General features: G+C 34.8%; 14 protein-coding genes. 9 read left to right on the top strand and 5 right to left on the bottom strand.

Annotation, left to right across the window (positions count from 1 at the left end):
• Window positions 1-40: 40 nt before the first annotated feature.
• Together ACFIN0_RS01400 and ACFIN0_RS01395 are read right to left on the bottom strand one after the other, a co-directional pair.
• The gene (locus ACFIN0_RS01400) at window positions 41-697 is read right to left on the bottom strand and encodes a DsbA family protein (RefSeq protein ID WP_375606390.1); all 657 of its coding nucleotides are present in this window, start codon (window positions 695-697) and stop codon (window positions 41-43) included.
• An 84-nt stretch (window positions 698-781) separates the two neighbouring features.
• Complete coding sequence (locus ACFIN0_RS01395; protein WP_375701763.1) at window positions 782-1,282, bottom strand: DUF721 domain-containing protein; 501 nt, start codon at window positions 1,280-1,282, stop codon at window positions 782-784.
• A 202-nt stretch (window positions 1,283-1,484) separates the two neighbouring features.
• Between ACFIN0_RS01395 and mutY the strand changes: the two genes are divergently transcribed.
• Entirely contained in the window at window positions 1,485-2,543 is a 1,059-nt protein-coding gene (gene mutY, locus ACFIN0_RS01390; protein WP_375607797.1) for an A/G-specific adenine glycosylase, read from the top strand.
• A 744-nt stretch (window positions 2,544-3,287) separates the two neighbouring features.
• Here the strand turns inward: mutY and ACFIN0_RS01385 are convergent.
• On the bottom strand, window positions 3,288-4,424 hold the full coding sequence (locus ACFIN0_RS01385) for a site-specific DNA-methyltransferase (protein ID WP_375701762.1): 1,137 nt from the start codon (window positions 4,422-4,424) through the stop codon (window positions 3,288-3,290).
• Window positions 4,425-4,741: 317 nt separating this feature from the next.
• On the opposite strand from ACFIN0_RS01385, the gene ACFIN0_RS01380 reads away from it, so the two are divergent.
• The 7 genes from ACFIN0_RS01380 to ACFIN0_RS01350 all read left to right on the top strand — a co-directional run bounded on the left by ACFIN0_RS01380 (window position 4,742) and on the right by ACFIN0_RS01350 (window position 15,520).
• Entirely contained in the window at window positions 4,742-5,437 is a 696-nt protein-coding gene (locus ACFIN0_RS01380; RefSeq protein ID WP_375610091.1) for an HAD family hydrolase, read from the top strand.
• A 1,918-nt stretch (window positions 5,438-7,355) separates the two neighbouring features.
• Window positions 7,356-7,712 (top strand): hypothetical protein, encoded by a 357-nt coding sequence (locus ACFIN0_RS01375; protein WP_375606396.1) that lies wholly within the window; start codon window positions 7,356-7,358, stop codon window positions 7,710-7,712.
• A 286-nt stretch (window positions 7,713-7,998) separates the two neighbouring features.
• Window positions 7,999-8,271, top strand: coding sequence for a hypothetical protein (locus ACFIN0_RS01370; RefSeq protein WP_375610089.1), 273 nt, complete (start codon window positions 7,999-8,001; stop codon window positions 8,269-8,271).
• A gap of 209 nt (window positions 8,272-8,480) precedes the next feature.
• Window positions 8,481-8,843 (top strand): hypothetical protein, encoded by a 363-nt coding sequence (locus ACFIN0_RS01365; RefSeq protein WP_375606398.1) that lies wholly within the window; start codon window positions 8,481-8,483, stop codon window positions 8,841-8,843.
• 637 nt (window positions 8,844-9,480) lie between these two features.
• A complete protein-coding gene (thrC, locus tag ACFIN0_RS01360) occupies window positions 9,481-10,878 on the top strand; it encodes a threonine synthase (RefSeq protein WP_375606399.1) in 1,398 nt (465 codons plus the stop codon).
• Between the two features lie 83 nt (window positions 10,879-10,961).
• Window positions 10,962-12,236 (top strand): M16 family metallopeptidase, encoded by a 1,275-nt coding sequence (locus ACFIN0_RS01355; RefSeq protein WP_375606400.1) that lies wholly within the window; start codon window positions 10,962-10,964, stop codon window positions 12,234-12,236.
• Between the two features lie 398 nt (window positions 12,237-12,634).
• Window positions 12,635-15,520 carry an EAL domain-containing protein gene (locus tag ACFIN0_RS01350; protein ID WP_375606401.1) on the top strand — a complete coding sequence of 962 codons (2,886 nt, stop codon included), beginning with the start codon at window positions 12,635-12,637 and terminating at the stop codon, window positions 15,518-15,520.
• A 42-nt stretch (window positions 15,521-15,562) separates the two neighbouring features.
• Here ACFIN0_RS01350 and ACFIN0_RS01345 read toward each other — a convergent pair whose 3' ends face one another.
• On the bottom strand, window positions 15,563-16,147 hold the full coding sequence (locus ACFIN0_RS01345) for a YqgE/AlgH family protein (RefSeq protein WP_375606402.1): 585 nt from the start codon (window positions 16,145-16,147) through the stop codon (window positions 15,563-15,565).
• 71 nt (window positions 16,148-16,218) lie between these two features.
• Here ACFIN0_RS01345 and ACFIN0_RS01340 point away from each other — a divergent pair, with 71 nt between their 5' ends.
• Window positions 16,219-17,097, top strand: a complete 879-nt coding sequence (locus tag ACFIN0_RS01340) for a protein-disulfide reductase DsbD domain-containing protein (protein ID WP_375701761.1) — start codon at window positions 16,219-16,221, stop codon at window positions 17,095-17,097.
• Between the two features lie 27 nt (window positions 17,098-17,124).
• On the opposite strand, the gene rnhA is transcribed toward ACFIN0_RS01340, so the two are convergent.
• Window positions 17,125-17,592, bottom strand: a complete 468-nt coding sequence (rnhA, locus tag ACFIN0_RS01335) for a ribonuclease HI (RefSeq protein ID WP_375701760.1) — start codon at window positions 17,590-17,592, stop codon at window positions 17,125-17,127.

The following is a 17,592-nucleotide window of genomic DNA, read 5'->3' as shown; positions in this document are numbered from 1 at the left end:
TAATGACCACATCACCATCTATCTTCTAGAAGATTAAGATTCAGTTTTTAAGAAAACTATCAATCACCGAAAAAAAGTCTTCTACTTTCATAGCACCTTCATATTTATTTCCATTGATAAAGAAAGTAGGCGTTGCTGTCACACCAAGTTCTTTACCACGCTCAAAAGATGCATTCACTTCATCTAAAATGGTCTGATTTTTCAAACACGCAGTAAAACTTTCATCTGAAAAACCCGCCATTAAGCTAATTTTTTTCAATGGTGTCAGAGCATCTTTTCCCCAAACCCACTCATTTTGTTTTTGAAATAAAACTTCTATCAAAGGGAAATAGCGATCTTCTGGTGCACACCGTGCTAACATAAAACCTGCTGTTGCCCGAGGATCAAAAGCATATTCTCGGAAAATCAGTTTCACTTTTCCTGTTTTGATATATTTTTTACGAATTTGAGGAAGTATATCGTTGTAAAAATGTGCACAATGAACACATGTTAACGAAGCATACTCAACAATGATGACTGGTGCATCCGCCTCTCCCTCAAAGCGATCCTTTACTTTACTTGATTGGAGAAGCTCAGCCATATCAACTGTTGCCACTGGTTTGAGATCACGCGCTAAAGCAACTGTTACACTATTTTGTACAATCGTTATGAAGAGAAAAATTATCCCGAAAGATAAAAAAGAACGAAATTTTACCATAAATAATACTTTTCTGTTGGTATTAAACGAATAGGAATCCAATGCTTTCTCATATATTAAAGAAAATATATATAAAATATCTTGCTATTTATTATTTTTTTCCGAGAAAATGCAACAGCCAAGTTTATAAAGTGATTGGCGTAAACTTTTATCTTCAATTCCTTCAAGCATTTTCTCCACGCATTTTTTGTCTTGTTCACTCAAAGTCGACTTTAGAGGCAAATGATTCATAAAAACCGACAGACGCCTTTGTTCAATCTTGATGCGATCAATAGCAATATAGCCAAAAAATCCATTAATTTTATGAAGAAATTCCTCTGTTTCATGCATCAATTTCAACGCCGCAAATCCTTCACATGCGACAACAAGTGTTGCTGGCTGAAAAACTTCATCTTGATCTGCACGACGTTTCCAAATAATTTTAAGCGGCATTGTATGTTCACTGATATCATGGCCCACAATTTGTGGCCAATGCTCTATAAGCTCTACATTTAGCCCTGTCCGTTTGCGCAAAACGGGATCAAGTATTTTGAATACCGTCTCAGAAAGAGAATAAAAGATATGTTTTTTTAGTTGTTTTCTCATTTTTAGATCATTTTTCAACCGTTTACTCAATTACAATAATTTGTTTTATCTAAAAATAATTGCCTCCCTAATTTATAAAATATCAACAAAATAAAAATCCACTCCTCACCAGGGTCTCGACAATAAAAGAGCAAAAAAAAAGAATTACAAAATAAATATTTTTTCTTTTGCATTTTACATCTCTCTATGCTTGAAAACAATCATGTATGAAATTTCTTCGCACCTCCTTTCTTGGTACGATCAAAATCATAGAAACCTCCCATGGCGGATTACCCCCGAAGAGCAAAGACAAGGTATCCGTCCTGATCCTTATCAGGTTTGGCTTTCTGAAATCATGCTGCAACAAACAACAGTTGAAACGGTTAAGCCCTATTTTAAAAAATTTCTGAAATTTTGGCCTGATCTTCCTTCTTTAGCAATAGCCTCACAAGATGATATTATGAAAGCATGGGCTGGACTTGGTTACTATTCACGCGCACGTAATCTTAAAAAATGTGCGAGACAGCTTGTTGAAAACTACGCAGGACAATTTCCACAATCTGTAAAAGAATTGCGAACTCTAGCCGGTATTGGAGAGTATACTGCCGCAGCCATTGCCGCAATTGCTTTTAACCACCCTGTAGCAGTGGTTGATGGTAATGTAGAACGTGTAATAGCGCGCCTTTTTGCTATCGCTTCAATATTACCAAAAGCAAAAGCTGAAATTAAAGAAAAAACACAAAAAATTACTGCTTTAAATCGTCCTGGCGACTTTGCTCAAGCAATGATGGATTTGGGAGCAACCATTTGTACCCCACGCAAACCATCTTGTTATATCTGCCCTCTTCAAAGTTTATGCAAAGCGGCAAAGATGCAACAACCGGAGTCTTTTCCAGTTAAAGCCCCTAAAAAAGAACGCCCTTCAAAAACAGGTAGTGCCTTTGTGGTTCTTAATAAAAACAAACAAATTTATTTGGAAAAACGACAGACGCAAAAACTCCTTGGTGGAATGACCCAAATTCCTAACAATATTGATATAAACAACAAAAATGGGCTCCAAAACGCCCCCTTTCCTGCCAATTGGCAATTCAAAGGGCAAATTACGCATGTTTTTACTCACTTTTCTCTAAAACTCGATGTCTACTATACTGAAGATATTCATGAAATGAATTGTGAAAATGGTTGGTGGTGCAACATTCAACATCTTGCCAAAGAAGCGCTCCCTACTGTTATGAAAAAAGCCATTTCCGTAGCACTTCCCAATTCTTTCAGATTTAAATAACCTTGTTTATTCGTAAACATGTTTGCTAATGGAGACTTTTGTATCCCTAATGACCATTTCTTAATCTTTAAAAGAAAAATTTAAACACGTAGAATATCTCATTTTTTCTATCAATGAGAATTAAGAAGGAATAGAAATCTTAGATTTAAATTTCAGGATCTGTCCTTTGTTCGCTTATGAAGAAGCAAATCGGCACCATCGTTATATTTACCCACCCCCTACGACACCCTTGGCACTTGAAACGGTTCATAAGGGGTACTTTTAGTTCTTTCTTTAACAATTTTTATTCACACGCCAACCCCGCTTATGACATGCAAGTAAGTAATTTTTATTGATTCAATATGAAACAGGTTTGAAATAAAAGAGTTTGACGATATTCCGAGGGCAATTCAATATGAGTTGCGCTAAATTATCTTGATAAATCAATATATTTTACGCACTTTATAGATGCACGTACAAAAAAGCACTTAATTTTGAACTTCTGAATGAACCTTTTAATTCTGATATTTCATTTTTATAAGATTATATTGAAATTTTACTATTTTGGAACTAAAATTAGAACATAGAGTAGAAATTTCTCGTTTTAATTTTTTCTACAAGAAGCGAAAAATACTCGCTTGCCGCTTACAAGCGAGGTGAGTATTTCAATACAAAGCATCTAAGAAAAGCATAAAACGCGCTTGCATCCATCCCAATCGAGATCAGGTACATTGGTGATTAATGGAATGAAGCGATCAGCTTAGTTCATAAAACACCCGTTTTTAACATTTGTGAACGTATGATCATTCTTAAATGATCTATGGACTTTAACCGTCCATTTTCCTCATAATACCAAAATGTCCAACCATTACAACTCTGCGAATCTTGAGCCTTTCTTCCCATTGCGTGAATTGAGCCCGCTTCACCACCATGCATAATCGTACCATCAGCTCTTACAATAGCAGATACTTGCTTTTTCCGATCATAAAGAACTTCTCCAGGATAAAGTAAACCTGCCTCAAGCAAACTGTTGAATGCTATGCGCGGTTCTGCTTTTTTTCTATCTAAAATCGCCAGCTCTGGTTGTCCTAAAGGTTTAACCGCCGCAATCCTTTCACATGCCGCATCAATGTAATCTTGCTCGCGTTCAACCCCAACAAAATCACGCCCTAAAAGCTTGGCAACAGCACCTGTTGTTCCCGAACCAAAAAACGGATCAAGAATAACATCACCAGGTTTACTAGAAGCCATAATAATACGCGCTAATAACGCTTGCGGTTTTTGTGTTGGATGTAATTTACGCCCTGAATCATCCTTTAAACGTTCAGCTCCAGTGCAGAGAGGAAAAAGCCAATCTGAACGCATTTGTAGATCTTCGTTTGCCGCTTTTAAAGCATCATAATTAAATGTATACTTTTTATCTTTTTGATCTCGCACAGCCCAAATAAGTGTCTCATGAGCATTTTGAAAGCGTCGCCCTCGGAAATTAGGCATCGGGTTATTTTTGCGCCAAATAATATCATTGAGCATCCAAAAACCTAAATCTTGTAATGCCGTACCAACTCGAAAAATATTATGGTAAGATCCGATAACCCAAAGGGTTCCATTAGGTTTTAACACACGACGACAAGCAAGCAACCACGCACGGGTAAAAGCATCATAAGCAGCAAAACTCTCAAACTGGTCCCATGCATCATCAACCGCATCAACAAGCGAATGATCTGGACGATATAAAGCACCATCCAATTGCAAATTATAGGGTGGATCCGCAAAAATCATATCAACAGAATGTTTTGGAAGTTTTTCTAAAACGGAAACACAATCTCCTTTAAAAATTTTATTGCGCCATGGCGTCTGGGAGGGATTACGAAGGAAATCTTTTTGAAGCTGAATAACTGTCATGAAAAACCCAACAAAATGAACTGAATTTGCCCTATAATCAACCAAAATAGTTTATAGGCCCGCTTTACCAATCCATATTTACAAAATAGAGTAAACGTATCGTTAAAGTTCCGAAAAATTGATTATTCTTTTTTGTTTTTTAAAGTAAAAAAACTTCCATATGAATGAAGTTTTCTTTTTTCAATATACTGTTCCCCTATCTTTTATTGCGTAAAATGAATAAGAATCATTTTCAAAATATATTTTTATGAAATAAGGTTCTCTCAATGTCGTTTTCATGAAAATTGTTCATCTCGTAACATGTAAAGGAATATTTTATGCCTCAAATAGATCTTATTATTTTTGATTGTGACGGAGTTCTCGTCGACTCTGAATATCTTGCAGCAAAAATTGGATCTCAATTGCTCAAACAAACAGGATATGAAATCTCACCTGAAGAATTGAGCGAACGTTTTGCAGGGCTTATCTTTCGCGATATTCTTAAACAAGTTGAACAGGAAACAGAAAAACCAATTTCTGCTCATCTCATAGATCAAATGGCTGATATTTTTCGTACACAAATAAAAACTGAATTACGTGCTCTTGATGATGTAAGAGAAGCAGTAGAAATTATTCAAACACGCTATCCCTACTGTATCTGCTCTAATGCAAAGAGCATCGATATAAAAGAGATGCTCACCACTGTTGGTCTCTATGAACTTTTTGAAGGTAAAATATTTTCTGCACCTGAAGTTGGAACAAAAAAAACCAAACCTGCCCCTGATATTTTCCTTTTTGCCGCAAAACAATTACAAGTAGAGCCTCAAAACACTATCGTTATAGAAGATTCAATTCATGGTGTACATGCCGCCAAAGCAGCAGGCATGCGTGCCATCGGCTTTACGGGAGGATCACATAGCTATCTTGGCCACTCTAATGCACTTGCAGAAGCTGGTGCAGAAACAGTTATTGCAAAACATGCTCATTTAGGAGAAGTCTTAGAAGCAATGGCAGTATGGCGAGATCTATTATAAGAAATCTCTTGAATATATCAGTTTGTAAACTCTTGTAAGAAGCACTTTTATTCAAATGTCCTTCTCTTCTCGCTGCTCCTTTTATAATAACTTCAATAAATGCGTAATTCACGACATGGGTGAATTGCATCTCAATGTGAAAAAAATATAGCACCTCATTGAGATCATAAGTCTGTTAACCATTGCACGTGCTTTTAAAAAAAGCAAAAAACAGGGGTGCAAACTCATAAAAATTAAGCCCTGCTTATCTATCTCAAATCCGATATCCCAGTCCCAACCACAGCAGCTCATCCTGATAAATTATGAGATTTGTCAAAAAAGGAATATTACGATGCCTTGCTCGATAAGATGTGAAAATCGCTATGCCTCCTTCATCTGATAAAAGAAATCACATGTCATAGTAAACATGTCATAGTAAAATTGTATGGTATGTGCGCCTTAATCATGGAAAAAAATATTAAAATTCGCAGAACCCATGGAACACAAGAGTTTATTGAAAAAAACAAAAGTATTCTTGTTAAATTACACGGGCTTATATTTGCTCAATCCAAATCTCGCAAACTTGTTGAAGGCTTATTTACTTTGCTGCTTAAACAGTATTTTAACAGCATCAATCGGCACAACCTCCCTAAGATTACAAAAAACAAAAAGAATACATTCTTATAAAGATTTGCATTTTATAAAAAACATTTCATACCAAGTAATTTACAGACAACGTATTGATTTATAATCAATAATTAATCATTATTCAAATTAAGCAAAATGCAAAAATGTAGCAACATTAGGAGCTAGCAAATTGTATGGCACTGCCATCTTTCTTCTTTATAAACGCCAAAAACTCTGATACCCTAAGAGTTTTATATTATGGGGCTTTATCATCATATCTATCATTGCACAATAGGCTTGAGTACCTTGAGAACGGTTTCTTTAAAAAAACACATAAATATGAAATATATAATCATGTTAAACAACCTACAGAGATACCAATAGTTGCTTAAAATTTTCCGAAAGCACTTAATAGACTTTTTAAATAAGCAATGAAATCAGATCTTTTTAAAAGTAATCCAACTTTAAGAAAAACACCCTTTCTAAAAATATTAGAAAGGGTGTTTTTCTTAAAGCGGCTTTTCTGTTTGGAAAGAAGAAAGTGTTGAAAAATATTATCTAATACTGATCTTTCGGCACTCATAAATATGTCTAAATTAGATTCTTCTATACACTGCTTTGCATCATAGTAATATGCTGTTCACATTGGCGATAAAAAGATAATATCATTTATCTCTATCCAATTCGAGCTCTACTTTACACTATGAGAGAACTGTACATTTTTTAGTATCTATAACATAAATGTATATAATTAATAGTGAAGTATCATTATGCTATCACGATGCAATTAAATAACCATTGAATAATAACTTAAATAATATCTATATAACACAAATTCTACAATAATGACTATCTATAATAACTACTATAAATAATAAAATTTTAGCGTGTCCATTCATATTTTAATTGTTAAGAATATTTATATAAACATATCATAATTTTCATGTTTTTTATTATACTATCGATAATAAATAATTTTTTATATATTTAATATGTAAAAATTTTGATCATTTTATTATCGATAAATGTATTTATAAAATAATATTAATCTCATTTATAAAAATTATACGATAACAACGTGTTATTTTATATATAACACATAATAAAATATTTCATAAAGTTTTTTTAAAATATTTTTTGTAATTATTACTGTTACTTTTTTACAATAATGTTTATAAAAAATTATATTTATATTTTTATATGTGCTTTTATTATTGACTAAAAATACATATTGAACTATATATGTGTGATATAAATAAACATATATGTATATTTCTTACATATATAAGTTAAAAATATTTGAGGTAAAGTTATGGTAAAAGTATTTAAAAATTATATCTTAAGCATTTTTATAGCGAGCACTTTTTTTATTTCACAAACTGTAAATGTTAATGCAAACTATTTGAAAAATGATACTCCAAAAGAGGAATTTTCTGTTTTCCCAATGGAACAAGTAAAATATGCGAAATCCGATGTAGTTTCTACGACTGCTTTCTATGTTCCGTCTGTAAATTATCAAACAGAACATGGAACAATAGGTGAAGAAAAATTTGAAAAGGTCTTTGAGCCTATGACTGTAAGAGAGGGACTATTGTACGCTGGATATGCAATAAGTTTTATAGGATCGATAATAAATTGGATAAATGATATAGTATTGATGTTCAAGTAATTCAATATATTGTAGAAATATAGAATATATAGCTTCATTATTTTATTATTAATTATTATAAATTTATTACATAATGAAGCTTCTATTTCTCTTATTATAACTATAAATTCTGTAAATTACATCCAAAAATCCAAATTATAAATTTATATACACACATATATATATATTGAATACTATAAAGTATTTGAGGTAAATGATGATTAAATTCTTTAACAATCATATGTTAATTATTTCTATGATATCTGTTTTTTACATTTCACAGACTGTAAGTGTACATGCCAACTACTTGCAAAACAATATTCATCGTGAGAATAGTTTTATTTCTTTAACAGAACAAAACAGAAAGGATGCAATCAGTACGGTTTTTCTCTATACACAAAATCTAAATCGTGGTATGAAAAATGAAATTACCATCGAAGGAAAATTTGAAAAAGTCGTTGAACCTCTTACACTCGGGACTTTTGGTATTGGGATGGCTCTTGGTTATGTATCAAGTACGGTAGGTATGTTTTTAGGATGGATAATCAGCAAAATAATATCCTATTTTAAATCTCGTTAAAATTGAAATTTCATCAGATTAAGACCTTCTCATATGAAATATAAACTATTAACACATTCTGTGTTTATCCATTGTTGATGATAAAAACTAATGAATTATCACAATAAGAGTGAAAAAAGCTTTAAATGCTTCTGTTTCTCTCAATGTGCACTAATTCTGCCGATGCATCTATTCAATTCAGATTAAAATAAAAGTATTGGTGGTAAACTATGATTAAAGTATTGAAAACTTACGTATTAAATATTTTTATAGCAGTTGCTTTTTTGCTTTCACAAGTTATAAATGTTCATGCCAATCATTTGAAAAATGATACTCAATGGGAAACTGTCTCTCTAATAGAACAAGGAAAGAAAAAAACTATCGATATAGCTGCTCTTTATGTCCCAAGTTTCACTCATAGAGCAAAAAGTGAATCTGCCTTTGAAGGAAAATTTGAGAAAGTGTTTGAACCAATTACGCTAGGAGTTTTTTCTACAGTAGGAGCTTTGGGTTTTGGATTCTTAACTGGATCTGTTATGGCCATATTTAGCGGGATAATCGGATGGGCAATAGGAAAAATTAAAGGCAAATAATTCAAAGATACTTAGTTATTTTTTTCTATTTAAAATGAAAACACTTTACAGCCTGCTTCCCATCATTTAGCAGGCTGTTGTATGTTTTCTATGGATAAACTTTAGGTTACCATACTGTATAGCACAAATATAATATCTATTATTATACAAAGTGATAAGTTAAGCTAAAAAAGATTATTCAAAGTATAGATTTGTGCACGAAATGCCATAAAATTACCTTATAAATCTTCCAACGTGAATTCTGAGATGTATCATTTTAACATTCAGTTCAGCAGATTTAATTGTTACAAAGTATTAAGAGCATAAAATAACTATAAATGATTGAGTTTTATACAAAAGTTCTTCAGTAAATGCCATTCTATCTATTTAATTGTATTATTTAAGAAGGTGTACAAGTGAAGATACGTTGTAAAATTTAAGTGAATGAATAATAGAGAGAAAATTTTCGACTGTAAAAGATTTTCTGTGAACATTTGGCGTTTATATCTCAAAAATAAAAATGCTTAAGGCTATTTCCTTTCATTATTGAGTTAAAAAGAAGAAAAGAAGCTCTATCCATTTAATAATTTAAATATTATGAAAAACGTGAAATAAATAACTTCACCAATTTGCCAGAAATAAAAAAAGGATAAGACTTATGGAATATATCAGCACGAGAGGTGAAGCTCCTGCTTTAAGCTTTACGGAAACAATCATGACAGGGTTGGCAAGTGATGGGGGACTTTATTTGCCAGATAAATTTCCTCAGCTATCATTTGATGCGTTACGAGCACTTCGTGGTCAGTCCTATACAACAATTGCTAAAACTATCCTGTGGCCCTTTGTGAATAACGAAATCGAATATACAGCTTTTGAAAATATGATCGCTGAATCTTATGCAACCTTTCACCATCCAGCAATCTGTCCGTTACGACAAACTGGAGCAGATGAATTTATCCTTGAACTCTTTCATGGTCCTACTTTAGCTTTTAAAGATGTCGCAATGCAGTTTCTTTCTCGACTGATGGATTATGTTTTGACTGAAAAAAATAGATGTGCAACGATTATTGCTGCAACATCAGGTGATACAGGAGGAGCTGCGATACAAGCTTTTGCTGGAAAAGAGCACTCAGATATTTTTATTTTATTTCCTAAAGGACGTGTATCACCTGTTCAACAACGGCAAATGACAACCAATCAATGTTCCAATGTTCATGCCATTGCCATTGAAGGAAATTTTGATGATTGCCAAGCTCTTGTCAAAGCAATGTTTAATGATCATAATTTTCGTAAAAAAACAGCGCTTTCAGGTGTTAATTCTATAAATTGGGCGCGTATCATGGCGCAAATTGTTTACTATTTTTCATCAGCTCTTTCCTTAGGAGCACCTGATAGAGCTGTTTCATTTACTGTTCCTACTGGAAATTTTGGTGATATTTTTGCAGGTTATGTCGCAGCCCGTATGGGATTACCCATTGCTCAACTGGTCATCGCAACGAATGATAACGACATCCTTGTACGTACATTGACCAGTGGTACTTACGAAACAAAACCAATAGTCCATACAACATCACCTTCTATGGATATTCAGGTCTCTTCTAATTTTGAACGTTTGCTCTTTGAAAGTGGCAATCGTGATCCAATGTGGATTCGCAATGCAATGGAAAACTTGAAAAAAACGGGTCTCTTTACTCTTGATGAAAAGCAACTCAAAAATATTCGTTCCCTATTTTCCGCTGGGAAAAGCAACATGGCTGCAACAGCTCAAAAAATTGATAGTGTCTATAAGGAAAGTGGCTATCTTGTTGATCCACATACAGCGGTCGCTCTTCAAGTAGCGCGTGAAAACAAAAAACCGCATATTCCAATGATCGTTCTTGCCACGGCTCATCCAGCTAAATTTCCTGATACTATTAAAAGCGCTTGTGGCCTTCATGCTCCATGGCCATCTCATCTCAATGATGTAATGAAACACGAAGAACATTTTATAAATCTTGCTAATGATGAAAAAATAGTAAAAGATTATATTTCTTTAAAATCGCGTGCATCTTATTAAAGTTAGCTGCATTAATTTAAATCAAGAAGATTCTGATACCCTTACAATGAGGTATTTAGCTTATTTAATGGAGTTGTAAATACATGGATGTAGATATCTGTCGCCTAAATAATGGTTTGACTATCGCCACACATACAATGCAACAAATTGATAGTGTTGCCCTCGGAATATGGGTTAAAGTGGGCTCACGCAATGAAACCTCCACACAGCATGGTATTGCTCATCTTCTTGAGCATATGGCTTTTAAAGGAACCGAAAACCGTACTGCTTTTCAAATTGCAACCGATATTGAAGATGTTGGCGGTGAAATCAATGCTACAACCAGTATTGAAACAACAGCTTACTTTGCACGTGTACTTAAAAGCGATATCCCACTTGCTATAGACATTTTAGCCGATATTTTAATGCATTCAAAATTTGACGACAATGAACTAGAACGAGAAAAACAAGTAATCTTTCAGGAAATTGGTGCTGCCCATGACACTCCTGATGATATTGTTTTTGATCACTTTACAGAAACAGCCTTTCGTCATCAATCCCTTGGACGCTCTATTTTAGGAACAGCTAAAACTATTCAATCATTTACATCTACTGATCTCCATGATTTCATCAATAAACAATATAGTGCAGATCGTATGATTGTCGTTGCTGCAGGAGCTGTAAAGCACGAAAGTTTCTTGCGAGAAGTTGAAAGTCGTCTTGGTACTTTTCGCTCCCATTCAACCGCACCTCTTACTAATCTTGCAAATTATGTCGGTGGCGACTTTCGTGAATATCGCGATTTAATGGATACACAAGTTGTTCTAGGGTTTGAAGGGCGTGCTTATCACGCGCGTGATTTTTATGCGGCTCAAATTCTTTCAATCATTCTTGGTGGTGGTATGTCTTCACGTCTTTTTCAAGAGGTAAGAGAGAAACGTGGATTATGCTATTCTATTTATGCTTTTCATTGGGGATTTTCAGATACTGGGCTTTTTGGTGTTCACGCAGCTACCGGACAAGAAGGGCTCAAAGAACTTATTCCTGTGATTCTTGATGAACTTTCCAAGGTCAGCAAAAATATTCACGCCAACGAACTGCAACGAGCACAAACGCAATATCGTGCAAATCTGACAATGTCACAGGAAAATCCCTCTAGTCAAGCACATCTCATTGCTCGCCAAATACTCCTTTATGGTCGACCAATTCCAATATCGGAAACAATTGAACGCCTCAATCTCATCACTCCTAAAAGATTAACTGATTTAGCACATCGTCTTTTTACAAACTCCACTCCAACACTAACTGCTGTCGGACCTGTAGGCCCCCTCATAAATTTTGATGATTTAACGTCAACTCTTTCATACAAGCTAAAGTAAAAACTTCTTTTCAAAGCAGCATCACAATAACATCACATATTTTATCATAAAATTTACCACAAAAGCTCTCCTCATTAAATAAGTTTTGGAAATATTGGGCAAAGAGGTGTACAAAACTACCCAATTCATACTTCATGTGATAAAGATTCTAATCAGTAAAGATATATCCGTGAAATATGGAAATTCATGGTTTAACTTTGCCCTTTTAAAATATAAAACTTCATTCGCTTCAGGTTCCATTGAAGCAGATGGGTATGTGGTCTATTTGTATATAAAATCACATAACTTAAGAAAAAGTGATAACAATTTATTATGTAAATAAATTATAAAAGGTGGACGTTTTTTCTCAAAAATCGAAATGAAAATTAAACATCCTAAAATATTGAGAGTGGGACATTGTGAAGAGTTTGCGTAAAATAATTGACATCATTTTCATTGTAGTCGTTAGTTCTTTTGTCCATCTTACATCAGCACAAGCAATTGAACCAGTTAAAATTTCTTCTCAGGATGCTGCTCTTGATCTCTCAAAAGCAATTGAAATTCACCATACAAACAATTCTATTTTTCAAACAAGTACAGCACCAGGACCAGATGGTATTGTATGGCGTATTGAAGTGCAGGCAAAAAATGAAAAATTTTCCGGAAATTGGGCCGTTTTTTCTCTTGCAAATCCAACAGATGAACAAGTTGATCGTCTCATCGTTGCCCCCCATTACCGCATGGCACGTTCTGGATTTTTTTGGCCAGACCTTGGATCATCAAGGATTCAATCCATAACGCCAAGCGAAGGTTTTTCCCTCGATCGTCAACTTAGTGCAAACTCTGATATCTTTCGTATTACCCTTAACCCTGGTGCTGTTATTACATTTGTGGCCGAACTTAACTCTGCAAATCTACCGCAAATCTATTTATGGCAACCTGAAGCTTATAAAGATGCAATTAATTCTTATACGCTTTATCACGGTATTCTTCTTGGGATATCAGGTCTTTTAGCGCTTTTGTTAACTGTTCTCTTCGTCGTCCGTGGAACAGGGCTGTTTCCTGCAACAGCTGCTGTTGCTTGGGCAGTGCTTTTTTATATTGGTATTGACTTCAATTTTTTAAATAAATTCTTTGCTGTTACACTCACAACCCAACCAATCTGGCGTGCTGGTACAGAAGTAGCACTTACTGCTACACTCTTCATTTTTCTTTTTACCTATCTCAGCCTTAACCGCTGGCATTATCATTTTAGTTACGGGGCTATCGCTTGGACCATTGCCTTTTGCAGTCTAGGAGCCTTTGCTATTTATGATCCCATCAGAGCCGCTGGAATTGCGCGTTTGTCTTTTGGCCTTACCGCTGTGCTTGGTATAATATTAATCATCTATTTCTCAATCAGAAGCTATGACCGCGCCATTATGCTTATTCCAACATGGTTGCTCATTAGCTTTTGGTGTGTTGGAGCCTATGCCTGCATAGCTGGACATTTAAACAATGATATTATTCAGCCAGCATTAGCGGGGGGATTAGTGCTCATTGTTCTTCTCATTAGCTTTACTGTCCTGCAACAAACTTTTTCTAATGACGCTTTCCATGAAGGAATATTTTCCGACCTTGAACAACAAGTACTCGCAGCAAAGGGAGCTGGAAATATTATTTGGGATTGGAATATTGAGCGTGACCGTATTGTTGTACATCCAAACATGGCAACCCTTTTTGGTACTGAAATTCATAACCTCAATGGACCTATGCGCAACTGGATTTCAGCCTTGCACCATGATGATCGTGAACGCTTTCAAGCCGTATTGGATATCATTCTTAAAAATAAAAAAGGGCGCATTGATCAAATTTTTCGGCTTTCTTCTGGTGGTGGTTATTATCATTGGTTTTCTCTTCGTGCACGTCCGGCTATGCAAAAAGATGGAAAAATCACCCGTGTCATTGGAACCATTGTCAATATTACTAACCATAAAAAATCCGAAGAACGCTTATTGCATGATGCAATCCACGACAGCTTAACCGGACTTCCTAACCAACAAATTTTCTTTGATAGACTACAAAATTATACCTCTTTAGCGAAAGCAAATATCAAAATTAGACCAACCGTCTTTATGATTGATTTTGATAATTTTCGCCAAATTAATCGCAAATTAGGTATCGCTGTTGGGGATACTGTACTTCTTATAATTGCACGTCGTTTAAATCGTCTCATTAATTTTCAAGATACCTTATCGCGCCTTTCTGCAGACCGCTTTGCAATTATTTTACTCAGTGAAACAGAACCACAAAAAATTGCAGCATTTGCAGATCATTTGCACAAAACAATTTCAGCTCCTATTTCACTTTCAGAAAATAAAATAATCCTTTCAACCTCTATCGGATTGGTTACATGGAGTGAAAGTCGATCAACTGCTAAAGATATTTTTAATGATAGTGAATTAGCAATGATTCGCGCAAAACAAATGGGTGGAAATCATATTGAACCTTTTCGTCCTAATTTTCGCACTCTGGGTCTCGAACATAATACTCTGGAGAAAGATGTTCATTATGCAATAAAACGTAATGAGATGAAAATCCTCTACCATCCTATTCTTAATTTATCAGACGGACATATTATTGGTTTTGAAACAATTGTAGAATGGCATCATCCCACTTATGGAAATTTAAATGTCTCTGATTTCATAAAAATCGTAGAAAATGAACAAATTGTTATGGATTTGTCACAATTTATCATTGATAATGCCATTATCGATCTTATAAATGTACAAGAAAAGTTTTCCCAACAATCTTTCTTTATTTCAATTAATTTACCAAGCGCAGAAATGATTCATCCTCGTTTTATCAGTCAATTGCGTGCCGCTTTGCTTCGGCATCCGCTCCACAAAGGACGCTTAATGATTGAAATATCTGAATTTGTCTTAAGAAATAATCCTGAACAATCAGCGCACTTTCTTGAACAAATTAAAACACTTGGAATGAATCTCGCACTCGATAATTTTGGAACAGGTTATTCGTCTCTGACCTATCTCGTACGTTATCCATTTGATATGGTTAAACTTGATCGTTCACTTATCTCAATCGACTCTCTTAAGAAGAAAATTGTTCTAAAGTCTATCATTAATATGGCAACAGATCTTAATTTGCAAATTATCGCAGAAGGTGTTGAAAATGAAAAAGAAGCAATCTTCCTCCGTCAAGAAGGTTGTAAATATGTTCAAAGTACACTTGTGACGAAACCGATTGCCATAGAAGAATTAATTACGCTCGTTCAGAGCCATTTCCCTTATAAAATAAAAACATAAGGGATAAAATAACGTGTAAAGTTAAAAAGCTTAGAAAAAACTCTACGCGTGTCCCATTTCAGAAGCAAGATAAGTTGGATCGATACCCATGCGTGTTAAACTTTTATCATACTTGCAGCTTAAATCGCTTTCAAAAAGAAAACTAGGTGATGTAGAACTGATTAGCCACCCATTTGTAGAAATTTCTGCCTCAAGTTGCCCCGCTTTCCATCCAGCATAGCCTAATGCGACCAGTGCATGTTGCGGACCTTGTTCGCAACTGATCGCTTTTAATATATCAATTGTCGCAGTAAAACAGATCTTATCTGCAATAAAAACAGTTTCTTCACAAGCATAATCATCTGAATGAAGGACAAAACCACGCGAAGGATCAACAGGACCACCATAGCGAACTGGAAAATTTTTTATCGGTTCAGAAAGACTTTTTTTTTGGCCACTGTCTATGATTCCTAAGTGAAGCAAAAGCTCTGGAAAATCAATATGATGCAATTGATTGAGAATGATGCCCATCGCACCAGCATCAGAATGCGCGCAAATATAAATAACAGAACGAATAAAGCGTTTGTCATTCATTCCAGGCATTGCTATGAGTAATTGACCACCCAAAAAGCCATTACACTGCTTCATTAATCTGCTATTCTCCATAATTTACATGATAAAAGTTTGTTCATTTAGTACACTAGGAAAATAAAACTCCAATGAAAAAAAGTCACATATTTACAAATTTACAAAATATCGCAACTTTCTTTTATAAAAAGCTTTTAGTTACTTTATGCTTAACATTCTTAGTTTTAAAATTACTTAACATTCCTGTAAATGCTCAAACAGAACAAAAACTCCAGCTTTTCGCAACATCTTGGTATGAATCAGAGGGTGGTCGTATCCGATTAGCAATCACTGAACCTTCTCTTTCTGGAATAAGAGAAGGTATTATTGAAATTGTGCTTAAACCAGGATGGAAAACTTACTGGCGTAATCCAGGTAATTCTGGCATGGCACCATTTTTTAATTTCAATCAACAAGTTTCTTATGAAATCTTTTATCCGACGCCACAGCTTTTTGAAACAGAAAATGATTGGTCATTAGGCTATAAAGATAAAGTGACATTGCCCTTCAATCTTTCTAGTTCAAGCAAAAATTTAAGTGGGGCTTTCACTCTCGGACTATGTAATAAAATCTGTCTTCCATTGACTATTAACTTTGATTTTTCGCCATCTGTTCTTAAAAACAAACATCTTCCCCTTTCCTTCTTAAAAAATGCCCAAGATTCTTTGCCTCGCATGATGCAGAATGCACTCAAAATAAGCGCCGAAAAAAATAACAATACTCTTCTTCTAAAAATAAAAAATAACGACAAAATCACTCCTTCCTCTCTCTTTTTAGATGGAGGAGAAATGCAAATTGGGGCAGCAAAAAAAGTCAGTGATAACGCGGAATATACGCTCTTTAGTGCTCCGCTCTATTTCGTACCAGAAAAAATAAACCAAAAAATTTTTTATACTGTTTCTTTTAAAGATCACGCCTTAAGTGGAACATTCATATTCCATACGCAGCCCCCCTCTCTTGCAACTCCGTGATAAAAGAAAAAGGCTCTCAAACAGCAATTATGCTGGAAAATGTCCATTGTCGCGATATTGAGTAATTGCTTTGCGAGCAAGTGCATCAGCGCGTTCATTTTCAGGATGTCCCGCATGCCCTTTTATCCAGTGCCACCTGACTGTATGACAAGAACAAACATCCTCAAGAGCTTGCCATAGCTCCATATTTTTAACAGGATTTTTTGATGCGGTGCGCCAATTATTCTTTTTCCAATCCTCAATCCACTTAGATATCCCATTACGCACATAAACTGAGTCTGTATAAAGGTCGACCAAACAGGGCTCTTTAAGCGCCTTTAATGCACAAATTGCCGCCATGAGTTCCATTTGATTGTTTGTCGTATGGACCTTACCGCCATAAAGCTCGCGTTCATGACCATTCCAGCGTAAAATTGCCCCCCACCCTCCAATTCCAGGATTCCCTGAGCAAGCACCATCTGTATAAATTTCAACGACTTTTTGTTGAGTTGCCAT

The organism is Bartonella sp. AA89HNZF (assembly GCF_042196905.1).
Classification (GTDB): domain Bacteria; phylum Pseudomonadota; class Alphaproteobacteria; order Rhizobiales; family Rhizobiaceae; genus Bartonella.
The sequence above is the reverse complement of the archived record's forward strand: the minus strand, read 5'-3'. Positions and strand labels throughout refer to the sequence as shown.

Coding starts and splice junctions, on each gene's coding strand:
- ACFIN0_RS01400 (WP_375606390.1), bottom strand. CDS start 697: ATGGTAAAATTTCGTTCTTTTTTATCTTTCGGGATAATTTTTCTCTTC.
- ACFIN0_RS01395 (WP_375701763.1), bottom strand. CDS start 1,282: ATGAGAAAACAACTAAAAAAACATATCTTTTATTCTCTTTCTGAGACG.
- mutY (WP_375607797.1), top strand. CDS start 1,485: ATGTATGAAATTTCTTCGCACCTCCTTTCTTGGTACGATCAAAATCAT.
- ACFIN0_RS01385 (WP_375701762.1), bottom strand. CDS start 4,424: ATGACAGTTATTCAGCTTCAAAAAGATTTCCTTCGTAATCCCTCCCAG.
- ACFIN0_RS01380 (WP_375610091.1), top strand. CDS start 4,742: ATGCCTCAAATAGATCTTATTATTTTTGATTGTGACGGAGTTCTCGTC.
- ACFIN0_RS01375 (WP_375606396.1), top strand. CDS start 7,356: ATGGTAAAAGTATTTAAAAATTATATCTTAAGCATTTTTATAGCGAGC.
- ACFIN0_RS01365 (WP_375606398.1), top strand. CDS start 8,481: ATGATTAAAGTATTGAAAACTTACGTATTAAATATTTTTATAGCAGTT.
- thrC (WP_375606399.1), top strand. CDS start 9,481: ATGGAATATATCAGCACGAGAGGTGAAGCTCCTGCTTTAAGCTTTACG.
- ACFIN0_RS01355 (WP_375606400.1), top strand. CDS start 10,962: ATGGATGTAGATATCTGTCGCCTAAATAATGGTTTGACTATCGCCACA.
- ACFIN0_RS01345 (WP_375606402.1), bottom strand. CDS start 16,147: ATGAAGCAGTGTAATGGCTTTTTGGGTGGTCAATTACTCATAGCAATG.
- ACFIN0_RS01340 (WP_375701761.1), top strand. CDS start 16,219: ATGAAAAAAAGTCACATATTTACAAATTTACAAAATATCGCAACTTTC.
- rnhA (WP_375701760.1), bottom strand. CDS start 17,592: ATGGCAACTCAACAAAAAGTCGTTGAAATTTATACAGATGGTGCTTGC.